At 51.9% G+C, this 13,183-nt stretch carries 14 protein-coding genes; 9 read left to right on the forward strand and 5 right to left on the reverse strand.

Annotated elements, in window-relative coordinates; all coding sequences use genetic code 11:
* Positions 1-19: 19 nt before the first annotated feature.
* Positions 20-1,390, forward strand: a complete 1,371-nt coding sequence (locus PUT07_RS13290) for a PDZ domain-containing protein (protein WP_274468554.1) — start codon at positions 20-22, stop codon at positions 1,388-1,390.
* On the opposite strand, the gene PUT07_RS13295 is transcribed toward PUT07_RS13290, so the two are convergent.
* Positions 1,387-2,274, reverse strand: a complete 888-nt coding sequence (locus PUT07_RS13295; RefSeq protein ID WP_274468556.1) for an alpha/beta fold hydrolase — start codon at positions 2,272-2,274, stop codon at positions 1,387-1,389. The genes PUT07_RS13290 and PUT07_RS13295 overlap by 4 nt on opposite strands.
* Before the next feature lie 156 nt (positions 2,275-2,430).
* On the opposite strand from PUT07_RS13295, the gene PUT07_RS13300 reads away from it, so the two are divergent.
* Positions 2,431-3,972, forward strand: coding sequence for an SAM-dependent methyltransferase (locus PUT07_RS13300; protein ID WP_274468557.1), 1,542 nt, complete (start codon positions 2,431-2,433; stop codon positions 3,970-3,972).
* On the opposite strand, the gene PUT07_RS13305 is transcribed toward PUT07_RS13300, so the two are convergent.
* Positions 3,958-4,587: a TerC family protein gene (locus tag PUT07_RS13305; RefSeq protein ID WP_274468558.1), complete on the reverse strand. Its 630-nt coding sequence runs from the start codon at positions 4,585-4,587 to the stop codon at positions 3,958-3,960. The genes PUT07_RS13300 and PUT07_RS13305 overlap by 15 nt on opposite strands.
* A gap of 224 nt (positions 4,588-4,811) precedes the next feature.
* Between PUT07_RS13305 and PUT07_RS13310 the strand changes: the two genes are divergently transcribed.
* The 3 genes from PUT07_RS13310 to PUT07_RS13320 all read left to right on the forward strand — a co-directional run bounded on the left by PUT07_RS13310 (position 4,812) and on the right by PUT07_RS13320 (position 7,308).
* Positions 4,812-5,714, forward strand: a complete 903-nt coding sequence (locus PUT07_RS13310) for an S-layer homology domain-containing protein (protein WP_274468559.1) — start codon at positions 4,812-4,814, stop codon at positions 5,712-5,714.
* Between the two features lie 131 nt (positions 5,715-5,845).
* On the forward strand, positions 5,846-6,016 hold the full coding sequence (locus tag PUT07_RS13315) for a hypothetical protein (protein WP_274468560.1): 171 nt from the start codon (positions 5,846-5,848) through the stop codon (positions 6,014-6,016).
* A gap of 98 nt (positions 6,017-6,114) precedes the next feature.
* A complete protein-coding gene (locus tag PUT07_RS13320; protein ID WP_274468561.1) occupies positions 6,115-7,308 on the forward strand; it encodes a CapA family protein in 1,194 nt (397 codons plus the stop codon).
* A gap of 48 nt (positions 7,309-7,356) precedes the next feature.
* On the opposite strand, the gene PUT07_RS13325 is transcribed toward PUT07_RS13320, so the two are convergent.
* The gene (locus tag PUT07_RS13325; RefSeq protein ID WP_274468562.1) at positions 7,357-7,572 is read right to left on the reverse strand and encodes a hypothetical protein; all 216 of its coding nucleotides are present in this window, start codon (positions 7,570-7,572) and stop codon (positions 7,357-7,359) included.
* A gap of 107 nt (positions 7,573-7,679) precedes the next feature.
* On the opposite strand from PUT07_RS13325, the gene fosB reads away from it, so the two are divergent.
* Positions 7,680-8,105, forward strand: coding sequence for a metallothiol transferase FosB (gene fosB, locus PUT07_RS13330; RefSeq protein ID WP_274468563.1), 426 nt, complete (start codon positions 7,680-7,682; stop codon positions 8,103-8,105).
* Positions 8,106-8,192: 87 nt separating this feature from the next.
* Here fosB and PUT07_RS13335 read toward each other — a convergent pair whose 3' ends face one another.
* The gene (locus PUT07_RS13335) at positions 8,193-8,360 is read right to left on the reverse strand and encodes a hypothetical protein (protein ID WP_274468564.1); all 168 of its coding nucleotides are present in this window, start codon (positions 8,358-8,360) and stop codon (positions 8,193-8,195) included.
* Positions 8,361-8,428: 68 nt separating this feature from the next.
* Complete coding sequence (locus tag PUT07_RS13340) at positions 8,429-9,304, reverse strand: DUF2334 domain-containing protein (protein ID WP_274468565.1); 876 nt, start codon at positions 9,302-9,304, stop codon at positions 8,429-8,431.
* A 380-nt stretch (positions 9,305-9,684) separates the two neighbouring features.
* Between PUT07_RS13340 and PUT07_RS13345 the strand changes: the two genes are divergently transcribed.
* From PUT07_RS13345 to PUT07_RS13355, 3 genes are all read left to right on the forward strand, one after another.
* Positions 9,685-10,695 (forward strand): LacI family DNA-binding transcriptional regulator, encoded by a 1,011-nt coding sequence (locus PUT07_RS13345; RefSeq protein ID WP_274468566.1) that lies wholly within the window; start codon positions 9,685-9,687, stop codon positions 10,693-10,695.
* A gap of 106 nt (positions 10,696-10,801) precedes the next feature.
* Positions 10,802-12,235, forward strand: a complete 1,434-nt coding sequence (locus PUT07_RS13350; protein ID WP_274468567.1) for an extracellular solute-binding protein — start codon at positions 10,802-10,804, stop codon at positions 12,233-12,235.
* Positions 12,236-12,303: 68 nt separating this feature from the next.
* Positions 12,304-13,179, forward strand: coding sequence for an ABC transporter permease subunit (locus PUT07_RS13355; RefSeq protein WP_274468568.1), 876 nt, complete (start codon positions 12,304-12,306; stop codon positions 13,177-13,179).
* Positions 13,180-13,183 lie beyond the last annotated feature (4 nt).

Raw genomic sequence — 13,183 nt, forward strand, 5'->3', positions numbered from 1 at the left:
AGAAGGGGAAGTGCGTACAATGGCTCTCTGGCAAAAGCTTTATTACGCCGGTATGGTCTTCGCCATGCTGCTAATCGTGACAGGCGAATTGATTTGGCTGCCCGATCCGCTGCGGATTGGCGGGGTCGTATATTGGATCGATGTCATCGATGATCTGATCTATGTGCTCGCGCTCATCCCCATAATCTGGACTGTCGGCGCGGCGCTTCACTTCCGCTTGGAGACGCAATTATGGGTACGGATCAGGACGGCTGCTGTGTGCGCAGCTGGTGTGGCTAGCGCCGTTATTCTCATTGCGATACCGAAGAAATTGGAATTTTCGGCGGGAGCATTCATCCTAACATGGCTGTTGGTCTTCCTCGACCTCTGTATGTATGAGCGAAGACGCCGCAAACTGCCCGTTCGGAGTTTGTCCGCGTTTGCCGTAACGGTCGGTTTGCTGCTCGTCATGTTCTGGCCCACGAAGTATTTGGTGACGTACCCCGGATTAACCTTGAACATGAACCGTTATGCGCAAGTGAGCGAAGGAGCGGTGCATGGGGACATATCCGGCGTACTCGTGTTCGAGCGGCCCGCTTTTCCCATCGATTGGCTGTATGCGAAGCTGTTCGCCAAGTATTCGTTCGAGGTCGAGAATCTGGGGATGACACTTGGCGAATACAATCAAGAGGTGCGTACGATGAAGGCTGATGCGAATGCTGCCGGAAGCGCCGTTGCCCTGCAAAGGGTCGGCAAAGGGAAGGGGATAACGACGAGCGGCGTCAGAATTACCGCGATCCTGAAGGATAGCCCGGCTGCCGGCTATTTCCGGCTTGGAGATGTGATTCAGCGAATGAATGGGCAGCGCATCACGATGATAACGGAACTCACCGAGCGCATGAAGGCTGCGAAGCCCGGCGATGTCGTAGCCGTCACGGTGCTGCGGGATGGCAAGCCTGTCAGCGTCCAAGCAGCGACGCGAGCGAATCCGGATGACGCAAGCCGGGCGGCCTTCGGTATTCAGGTTGCCAATGAGATGAGCTATGATATTCCGCTGCCCGTCAGCTATCACAATTACTTGCTTCATGAAGGCGGTCCTTCTCACGGCGCAATGCTGGCATTAACATTAATCGATCAGCTCACACCGTGCGGAGTGACTTATGGTAACCACGTAGCCGGCACGGGGACGATGGAAGCGAACGGAATCATCGGCGCGGTCGGCGGGCTTGAGCAGAAAGCATATACGATCAGCAGAACGAATGCCGACGTATTCTTCGTCCCGGCGGACAACGAGGCTGAAGCGAGGAAAGGTGCGCCGAATCTGCTGATCGTTCCCGTACGCACGCTGGACGATATGCTGAATTGGCTTCAAGACCACCCGAAGCCAAGCTATACGCAGGGCTGCTCTTAGTCTCTGGCAGCCTCGTACAGTTTGCGGGCTATGCGCTGCGGCTCGAATTGAATGGTTGTCATATGGTCGCCAGGCGTTTGGATGAGGCGAAACAAACCCAGCCGGCTTGACATATGGGGATGCCACCCATAGTCGGGATGGCCCATCGGAATCGCGGTATCTTCCGTCAGGTATACATAGCTTCTAGGAACCGTGAGGCTGTAAAATTTTTTCAAATCGAGCTTCTCGAAAGAAGGACCGGCCGGTTCAGGCGTTATTTTATTATACAGGGATTGGACTTGCGCTAGGCTGCCCAAATTCGAGAACTGCTCGCGGTAGACAGGGAATGGCAGCATGATGGTGTCGTCCTTCGAGCTTTGTCGCAGCTTCTCGAACATAGCCAGCATAGGGGCCGGAAATTCATCGGCAAGCCGTTCACCGTCTTTCAGGACGAAGGCATTGATAAAGACAAGGCGTCTCAAGCGATCGGGAACAAGCTCCGCTGCTTTCTGCACTAATGAACCGCCGAAGCTGTGCCCGACGAGAATGATGTTGTTGAGATTGCGGGACCGAATATAATCGGCTATCGATTTGGACATCATGGCATGGGTAACAGCCTTGTTAGGGTCAGCCCCGTGTCCCGGATATTCGGGGACGTAGACGGTATGGCCTTTTTTGCGCAGTTCCGCGGCCACGCCGGCCCAGAAGGAAGCATCCGCCCACGAGCCGTGTATAAGGACGAAGGTCAGCGGCTGCTCCCTCTCGCGGTACTCCTGCCCGTCCTCCTGTTCTGAGGGAGCAGGCTGCGCGAATGGCCAGCCCTCCTGGGGGAACGGGAACTGAGGCGTATAAGGAACCGGCCAATACAGGGGAGGGTATGGGCGATTATCGAAATAGGGATTCATCGTGTACTTCCTTTCAAGAGGTAAGATGTAATACTATATGCCCAGAATGGCCGGTTGCCCATGGAAAAGAAAGAAAGCTGTCCCTGATAGGGAGCTGGTCTTAGATATAAGGGAAATTTTTGATTGACCAATCAATAATGTAAGGACGGATAGAGAATGCCATCAATCGATACGAAACTTTATCGTTTCAGCGAGTCGCCGATCTGGGAGCTCCAGAGAGCCTATTACGAAGAGCAAGGCATTCAGGCATGGCAGCAGCATGAGGTTCCGCAATATATTACGAGCAATCCTGTGATCGCTGCCGTCTATGCGGAAATGATTTATGGCTTCCTGCAGGACCGCTCCTGCCTAGGCTGTGTGTCCGAGCCGGTTACGATTGTCGAGCTGGGCGCCGGATCCGGCTTGCTAGCTTATCATATTCTCCATGAGCTATGCGCGATGATGGACTATGCGGGGGTTGAGCTGCCATCATTTCGCTATGTGATGACCGATTTGGCTGAAGCGAACACGGCGTATTGGCGGCAGCACCCCAGCTTGCAGCCGTATGTGCGGAGAGGCATTTTGGACTTTGCCCGGTTTGATGCGGAGCAGGATGCAGAGCTGCATCTGCTGGAATCGGGAATGGCCATTCGGCACGGGGACTTGAAGCAGCCCTTGGTCGTCATTGCGAACTATTTCTTCGATAGTATTCCGCAAGAGTTGATCTACGTTGAGAACAATCACATGTATGATTGCATGGTATCTCTGTCGCTCTCCGAGGAGACGGAGGAACCGATAGGCTCTGAACTGCTCAGTCGGATTGTGCCGACATTTCAGTACCGCTTGGCGGACGAGATGCGGCACAAGGATCATCCGTACCATCCGATCATGGAGCTGTACGCGAGCCAGCTGGAGGATTCCCATATTCTTTTTCCAACGGTCGGTTTGCAATGTCTGGAACGTCTGCACCGTCTATCCGCCGAAGGCGCCGTAATCTTGACGGGGGACAAGGGCGAGCATACCTTGGAAAGCTGGGCGTACAACGATCCTCCGGAGCTCATTCATCACGGAAGCTTTTCTTTGACGGCCAACTACCATGCCATTCGGTTTCATTTGGAGCAAAGCGGGGCTTTATGTTTATTTACGTCCCATCCTTATCACCATTTGAACGTTGGCTGCCTGCTGCATGTCGCAGAGCCGCATATGTACGGGAACACCAAACTTGCGTTCAGAAGGTTCGTAGAACGATATGGGCCCGACGATTACATCACGATCAAAGAATGGTTGGACGGTTATTTGGAGCAGCTCCAAATCCCGCAGTTTCTCGCTTTCTGGCGGTTAACCGGCTATGATGCGCAGTTCTTCATGCAATGTGCGGAACACATCGCCGAGCAGCTGCTTCCGGGAGAGGAGTGGCGGTGGGAGTCGCTGTCCCAAGGCATTACCTGCATGTGGAACGGCTACTATCCGCTTACAAGCAGGCATGAGCTGGCGCTGGCCAGCGCATCGCTGCTGTACCGGATGGATAAATACCGGGAAGCGCTTGATTATTTCGAACAGACGGATGAAGCATACGACACGAATGCCGAAGTGCAGTATGAGATGGCGATCTGCTATTACGAGATTGGCGAGCTTGAGGCTGCACGGCACCACGCAGACAGAACGGTCGCATTAGCGTCAGGTCATCAAGGCGCCCTGTCGCTCTTAGAGCTGATGTGACCTGCTGCGCCAGAAGTTGAACCAGCCGACACCGCAGATGAGACACATGACGAGAATGCCCATGAGGTCGAACCATTCTTCCTGGAGCAGCTGCAGGATGCCTGGTTCCTTTTTGATTTGCAGCACGGCAAGCTGGGCGAGCAAACCGGCAATGGCAATTTCCAGCCAAGGCATTTTGCTGAGAAACTCTTCCATTTTGTACGAGAAGAAAAAGAGCAGAAATAAGGCCGGCAGTACGCCGGTCGCGATGAAGACCACATTCCCCGACAATCTGGCGGAGAGCAGAATGCTGTCGATCCCCATCACCAAATCGAGAGCGGCAATGCTGGTGAAGATCCAAAGGAGGGAGAAATGTCTCCTCATTTCTTTCTTCGGCATGACCATGCGGACGGCAAAGGCAAACATGATGATCGCTGTCGCAATATTGATGTACGGCACTTTGGACCAGGATTGGACGCATGCGATATAAACAATGCGGAGTACGCATAAAAGTACGAGCAGATAGACCCTGAATTTACTTCGTACGCTGAACCGGTTTAAGGAATTTTGAATCATAATGGCGTTATCGACGTTGGTTAACAAATTGTAGATAAATATAATGAACCAATTTTGCATCGAACGTTTCCTTTCCTCATGGCATAGGCCAGTCCGTACAGCTAAGTTCATTATATGAACCCATTTACCAAATTAAGCCATATCCTTTGCAGATAGGCAGGGTGAATCGATGAACCTAATTTTGATGGATTCGCTTGCCGCCTTTGCAACATTATTGAGCTGTCCTGCGTTAGGAAGAGTAACCATGAAATCAACCGTTCAAAATGCAAAGGAGAGATTGAAACATGAAGAAATTAGCTGCATTGACGTTAACGTCCCTCTTGGTCAGCGCCTTGACGATCAGCCCGGCATTCGCCTTTACGGATCTGGAGGAAGGCCAGTCTGAGGCGGTGCTGGCACTGAAAGACCGCGGAGTCGTAAGCGGTATTGATAACGAGCATTACGTGCCGAGAGGCAAAATCAGCTACGCTCAGAGCGTGCAAATGATTGTGAATGGCTTGAAACTGAACATGGATACGATTCGTTTCATCAAAGAGCCGCTGGCTTCGGACACGTACACGAATATCCCGAATGATGCCTGGTATGCGAATGCTTTCATAATCGCCCATTACAACGGGTTGGAGATTCCTAAGGATGTAAACCCGAATGCGGCGATTACGCGCGAGCAATTCGGTGATTTGTTAGTGCGTGCAATGGAAACGAAAGGCAACTTCCCGCTTATCAAAATGTATATTATGATCAAAGATGAAGATCAGATCAATATCAATTATCAAGGCGCTTTGCAACGCTTATTGCTGTACAAAATTACCCAGCTTGATAAGGATGGCAACTTCAATCCGAAAACTGAATTAACGCGCGGAGAGGCGGCCGGTTGGGTGTATCAAGCGATTCGCTTCGTAGAAGCCCATGCGCAGAACGAGGCGCCGGCCGCGAACGTAACCGTGAATGTGGAGAAAGTAAACGAGGAAGTCAACAAAGTGACACTGTCCAAAGAGATGCCGCATCCCGGATACGGACTCACGATTACGGGAATCGAATTCCAAGGAAACGGGCAGGCGGTTGTGCACTATACCGTACAGCAGCCGAACCCCGATATGATGTATCCGCAGGTCATCACAGAAGCGAAAGCGGAAACTTTCGTCTCCTCCAAATATCAAGTCATAGCCGAGCCGGCGATTGCCAAGTAAGTAGAACGTGCCCTGCCTTGAAGAAGGCGGCGGCACGTTTTTTGTGTCCTTGCAGCCTGTCATTTGAACATGTCCGATACGCAATCTCTCACATAGCATATAGCATCCTATTTTCATAGGAGGTGAGAGAATTGAAATTGAACTACTACACATTATCACTAGGATTGCTTGGAGCAGCCAAACTGATCTTAGACGCGTATGGGGTGAACATCATTGAAGATGATGACATAAATGCAATTGCCAACGGAGTTGCCGCGCTGCTTTCGGTCGTGGGGATTTATACAAACCATCAAAAATCCTAAAGCTCTCGACAAGTTCGTGAATAAATCCCCTCTGGCGGCAGAGGGGATTTATACGTTGGGGCATACTATGCCAAAGGATGCCTTTGGAGGGATGCCGTTTGCTCAGAAATCGCAAAGTTGTCTTCGTCCTGCTGCTGGTGACCCTAACCGGCTGCTTCTATACCCATACGGGCGGGCCGGCCGCGCCTCAAGAGCCGAGGCTGCATGTCCAGCAAGCGGAGCCGCCGGCTCGGGGGATGCAGCCGTCGCCGAGGGCCGTGCCCGAGAAGCCGGAAGTGAACAAGGCGACGCTTGCCGCGATCGGCGATGTGCTGATACACAGTGAAGTGTATCAAGATGCCAAGCAGAAGGACGGCACGTACAACTTCACGGGCATGTTCGAAGCCGTTCGTCCCTATATGCAGGCACCCGATATCCTCGTGGCGAATCAGGAGACGATGATCGGAGGAGCGGCGCTTCGGCTGTCCGGTTATCCGGCGTTCAACTCCCCGCATGAAGTCGGAGACGCGTTGAAGGCAGCCGGTGTCGACGTCGTCACGGTGGCCAACAATCATACGTTGGATCGCGGGGAGAAAGTCATCCAGAGCGCACTCTCGTATTGGGATGTGCTGGGCATCCCGTATACCGGCGCATACAAATCCCAGGAGGACAGACAAAAAATCCGCACGCTCACCGTTAATAAAATAACGTTCTCATTTCTGAGCTATTCGTACGGTACGAATGGGATCCGGCAGCCAAAGGGCAAATCGTACTTGATCAATCGCATCGATATGCCGCAAATGGCTCACGACGTCGCACAAGCTAAGCTCGCATCCGATGTCGTCGTCGTTGCCATGCATTGGGGCAACGAATACGAGCCTCTGCCTAATGACAGCCAGAAAGCATTGGCGCATAAGCTGGCTGAACTGGGCGTGCACATCATCATCGGCAACCATCCGCATGTGCTGCAGCCCCCGGCATGGGTGACGGCTCGCAACGGGCATAAGACGTTCGTTCTTTACTCGCTGGGGAACTTCATTTCCGCACAGGGAGGCATCCCCAAACGGACTGGCGGCATCGCGAGCATTCTTGTGAAGAAAATATCGACGAAAGAGTCTTCCAGGATAGAATTAAGCCAGCCGGCATTTCTGTCTACTTTCACCTACTACCGTCAAATGGCGGAGTACAAGGTGTTCCCTCTAAGCAAGCTGTCAAACGGCCAATTAAGCGGCGTCAAGCTGCATGAATCGCAGCTCCGCAAGCATATGCGGACCTATATTCAGGACCTGGCGTTCAACGATGGTTCGATCTGAACATACGAACCACCCCTCAGTGTACCGAGGGGTGGTTGTTCTTTGCAGCTACGAGAGCGTATCTTCGTCCGCATTCGCGGTTTGTGCGGTGCGCGCTTCAGCCAATTGGGCGTGTGCGGCATCGAGCTGCTCCTGCGCTTCTTGAATGGCTTGACGGCGATCGTTATTGGCGGTTTGCGCGGCATTCAAATTGCTTAGCGCATGAGCGACGGCATTATGCGCTTTGATTTCTGCATCTTGCAGATCGGATTGATAGTCAGACATGGAGCGACCTCCTAGGAAATGGATTTTTGCCTAGTTAATATTCCCAAGAAGGCAGGAATCATTCACGAACGTCTGGAACTTAAGAGGGGAGACGAGGAGGGACAAGAATGAGGCTTAACGGTATCAATCACTTGCTATTTTCCGTATCCGATCTGGACGCGTCGATCCGGTTCTATTCGGAGGTGTTCGGCGCGAAGCTTCTGGTGAAAGGGAGGAGCTTGGCGTATTTTGATTTGGGCGGGACCTGGCTTGCTTTGAATGTGGAGCAGGATATTCCGAGAAGTGAGATCGCCCAGTCGTATACGCACATTGCCTTCTCGGTAGATGAGGAAGATTTTGACGGGATGGTAAGCAAGCTGGAGCAGCTGGGCGTTCATATTTTGCCGGGCCGCACGAGAGATGAACAGGATAAACGTTCGGTCTACTTCACAGACCCGGACGGGCATAAATTTGAGTTCCATACGGGTACGCTGCTGGATCGGTTAACGTACTACAGGAACCATAAGCCGCATATGCAGTTCTATGATCTGTAGAGCATGGAACGGACGCAGCGAAAGAACAAGGGCTATCCCGAGTCGGCAGACTTGCGGGATAGCCCTATTTGAACTCAACCTATGTAATTATTGATCTTGAGATTGGTTGTTCGAGTTCGAGTTCGGATTGGATTGGAAAACTTCCGCCGCTTCCTCTGCGGAAAATTCCGTATCATCTTGGCCTGGAACCGGTAATTTATTAAATTCGTCAGACTGTACTTGCGCTTTGGTCGCTTGCTCATTCTGATTCGCCATGCTAACACCTCCTTCGTTCAATAAACAACAAAGGTTATTGTGTCACGATCCCGGCCATTTTATACGGCTTATGAAGAAATGACCGAATAAATCAAATCTTGAATGTTCACGAACCGTCTTCCGCCGGACAGCATGTGTTGGATAATCCGCTTCAGAGGCGTTCGCTCCTCATAATAGGGAGGCGCATATTTGCGGATGTGAATATAGGGAAATTCAAGAAACGGATGGTAGAAGAAGGACGCCAAATCCTCCTCACCGTAAGCGGAGCTTTCGCTCATTATTCGGTTCACGTCACCGTCGATCTGTTCCCCGCTCACATAGCCCAGAGGGGTCGGCACGTAATACGTTCTACCCACTAGGGACGCCGTTCTGCAGGAAGTCACTTGACGCCGGGAAGGCTCCCGGGGGTTATTCTCGTAGATGAGCCAAGCGCACGCTTCCAGCAGTTTGCGCTGCACGGGGGAAGCCGCATAATGCGGCGTCTCAAACCAATCCGGACGCAGGCCGGCGGTTTGAAAGGCGGACAAGGCCATGTGAAACCGGCCGTAAGCGTACGATCGCTGCATATGAACGGAGCCTGAAAGAGAGCTCGGCGCATCGTCCGGAGGACAATCCATCTGACAGCCTTCATAGGCAAATTCATAGCCTTCGCCGCTGACCGACTGGCCGTATTGATGGGTATAACCGTGCATGCCCAGCGATGCACCTCTTGTGCGAAGCGTTTGCAGCATGTCGACAAATCTGACGGAGACAGCGTCAAAGGGATTGCTCATGGTGCAGTCGTACCCTCGCTTCGGATCTATGAATCGCGGGATGACAGCGACGTGAAACGGAATATGCTGCATATATAAATAATCCGCAACGGCACGCAATTTCATTTGACTTTCCGTTGTCTCATAATAACCGCCGGGTCCGATATCCTCCAGCCGAAGTAATGCTTTCAAGTTCCAATCCCTCCGCGTTCCCTTAAGTTGAATACTGCCAATACCATTGTATGTGTCGGACTTCGGTTTCATTTCGCCGGAAAAACACGAGTCGCCACGTGAAGGTATGTGTCGATTTATGGCGAAAGAGGTCATTTCGTGACGGAGGGGAAAACGGGAAAAGTAAGCGATTTCACCTCATGTTAAAAATCTGTAAAAGACCAAGTAAATCAATAGGTTAAACGCTTACCCGCATTTTACGAAAGATTAATAAAAAACATGTTGTAATTTGTTAGTAACCCACTATAATAAAAATTACGAAGGGCGTTAAACCGGTTTAATTAAACCGCTTTAATGAAACATACAACATGCCTCGACAGATGCATGAAGGGGGTGGATGAATGGCTACCATCGATGACGTTGCCAGGCTGGCGGGCGTTTCCAAAGGAACCGTCTCCAGCGTATTTAGCAAGAAAAGGCCGATTTCTGCAGGCGTTACCGATCGGGTGCTTTCGGTAGCCAAGGAATTGGGTTACTTCCCAAATCATATCGCCAGGAGTTTGGCCATTAAGAAGACGATGGTTGTCGGACTGAAGATGCCCATTTCCAAAGCGGGCTCCTTGTCCCAATTTGAGATTCAAATGTTAAATGGCGTCATTAAGGAGTGTACGAAGCACGGTTACCGCATTCTGCTCGATACGCTTCCCGAATTCGACGATCTGACCCAGTTTTCAAGCGATCCCGTCGACGGCGTCATCATGCTGAATCCGCGCAAGGACGATCAGCGCATTGCCAGATACGAGCAGATGCGAATCCCTCTGGTTCTCGTCGGCCGTCCCGATCCTTTGGACAGCGCAATTTCCTATGTGGATAATGACAATGAGAAGCTGGCCTATGACGTCGGCACGTACCTGCTGTCGGAAGGTCACCGTTCCATTCTCTTCCTGAACGCCTCGAACGATATGACGGTTTCAGTCGATCGGGAGAACGGACTCCGAAGAGCTTTCGCGGAACAAGGCATTTCGTTCAGGAACGAGCATGTCATCAATTATGTGAGGAAACAGCATGCATCGCCGATCGATTACGGATACATAACGACGATGGGAACATATCGCAAGCTTGGTTATACGGCTGTCATTGCGGACACAGACCGCGTTGCGCTCGGTATTTTACGGGCTACAAGAGAGCTGGGGATGGAAGTGCCGAGAGATCTCTCCATTGTCGCATTAAGCAATGATGTGAGACTTGCCGAAGAAATGACACCGAAGCTGACCTCTGTGGAGCTTTCGGCGGAAACGCTGGGCGCGGAGGCAGGCCGCATCTTGATTCAGAAGATGAACGATCCGTCCGCTACCGAGCAGCGTATTGTGCAGGCGGAGCTGATCCGCAGAGAATCCTGCAGAACCGTCTAGGAGAGTTGACTCTCTTCCTAGAGAGGTTTGCCGCTTGGAATGAAAGCGCTTTATTAAGGTTTCGTAAACGAGCTTCACCATATAAACGCCATAACGGAGGGGTAATATGAAAGCCAAGAAAACGAAAATTGCAAGTTCGATGCTGGCTGTACTGCTCGTAGGAAGTTTAACGGCAGGTTGTACGACGGATAGCGGCAGCGGAGCGCCAGCACCTGCCGGTTCCGAGCAGCCTAAGGCCGAAGGGAAGAAGGAAGAGCGCTCCCTGCGCATGATGTCCGCCGTCATTGGCGGCAAAACGCCGGAAGAGAACGTCTTGTTCGAGAAGGAGATCGAACGCTTGACGGGTATCAAAGCTAAGCTGGAGAAGCCTGCGTCCGACTATAACCAGAAGCTGATGGCGGCCGTTTCCTCCGGCGAGAAATACGATCTGCTGCAAGTTAGTAAAGAGTTGATGAACACGCTGACGGCCCAAGGCATTCTGATGCCGCTAACGGATCAGGTCAAGGCGTCCAAAACCTTGCAGGATCCAGACGTGCTGCCGACGCAGGAATGGGATCAGGTGAAAACGAAGGATGGCCAAATCTATGGCGTCTTCAGCAAATTCCAGGGCGGAACCATGCCGATCGTACGGGCCGACTGGTTGAAGAAGCTCAATCTGCCGGAGCCCAAGACGTTCGACGACTACTATAAGGTATTGAAAGCTTTCACGGAGCAAGATCCAGACGGCAACGGCAAGAAAGATACCTACGGACTTAGCACAGCCGGAATGTACGAGCTGCAGGGCTTCTTCAGCGGCGCCGGTCTTAAACAGCGTTATGTGGAGAAGGACGGTAAGCTGGACGTGCCTTACTCGACGGATGCGGCGATTCCCGTCTATGAATGGTTGAACAAGCTGTATAAAGAAGGCATTCTCGATCCGAACTTCGCAACGAATGACACAGGCAAAATGCGTAACCTGTTCCTGGCTGACCGGGTTGGCATGATTACTTACTGGGATGCCTGGGTCGGCATGCTGAACAATACGCGTAAGCTGGCAGATAGCAATACCGCCTTCGATGCCAAAGGCTTGCCGGGTATCGCCGGCGCCGACGGGAAGTATATGCTGCGCCGTGGCGATCCGGACGTATGGGTCATTCCGGTAAATGCGCAAAGTCCGAAGACCGCTTTCGAATTCATTGAGTGGTGGCATTCCAAGGACGGCATCGTGCTGGGCAGCATGGGGATCAAAGATACGGATTACAGGGAAAACGGCGGCAAATATGAGCTGACACAAGCAGGGAAAGACCATGCGATGGACCATGGCGTACCGTTCTGGTATAACAAGAAGTTTCCGAATCCGTTCGGACTGCTGCCGGGCGTGAAAGAAGCGCAGGATCTGGTGATCAAGAACGCAACCCTGGAACTGACGCCTCCGAAATGGGCGGATGCCGAGAAAATTATTAACGAATACTCCTTCAAAGCGATCCTCGGCGAGATGCCTGCTGCCGATGCGGTGAAGAAAATGCGCGAACAATTGAAAGCGGCGAAATTGATCGATTAGCTTCTGCACACAGGGGAGTATGCACCGTCATAGTCCCCTGACTATTCATAGCATGGTGGTGACTTCGTTTGAAAGCTATATGGAGATTCAAAGCGCTATACCTGATGATGCTTCCGATCATGGCCTACTTTGTTGTTTTCTCCTATTATCCGCTTGTAAGAGGCTTTATCATCTCTTTTCAGGAGTTCCGGTTGATCGGTAACAGGCCGTTTGTCGGGTTCGACAATTACTTGACGGTGCTCAAAGATCCTACATTCTGGGAGATGCTGCAAAATACGCTGCTGCTCGGCGGGGGTATGCTGATCATCGGTTTCGTCATGCCGATCGTGCTGGCGCTGTCGCTAAATGAAATTTTACAGGCTTGGTTTAAAAAAGTGATTCAAATGATCGTCTATATCCCGCACCTGTTCTCCTGGGTCGTCGTTGGCGGCATGTGGATTCTCATGCTTTCCCCGGACACGGGAATCGTGAATGCGATCTTGAAGCTGCTTGGTTCGGAGAAGCCGGTTGCATTCATGTCGGGTACCGATACGGCCCGATGGGTCATGGTACTCACTTCGGTGTGGAAAGAGATGGGCTTCATCTGCATCCTGTACTTGGCGACGATCGTCGCGATTAATCCGGCGCTGTACGAAGCGGCCCGCATCGACGGGGCGAACCGCTGGCAGCTGGTCCGGTACGTGACGCTGCCGTCGCTTGTTTCGACGATGAAAGTTGTCATCATGCTGAACATCCTCAGCATTCTGCGGATCTTCGATCAAATCATTGTGATGAGAAACGGCGCGATCGCCAAGAAAGTCGATGTCATCATGATGTACACGTATCAGAAGGGGATTCTGGAGTTCAAGGTCGGATTGGCGACATCGGCAGGTTTTTTAGTCATTTTTGCAACGTTAATCATTACGTTCGTGACCCGAGCGGTCATCCGTTATGACGAGGGGTGAAGAG

Origin of the sequence: Paenibacillus sp. MAHUQ-63 (assembly GCF_028765165.1) — a bacterium.
Classification (GTDB): Bacteria; Bacillota; Bacilli; order Paenibacillales; family NBRC-103111; genus Paenibacillus_E.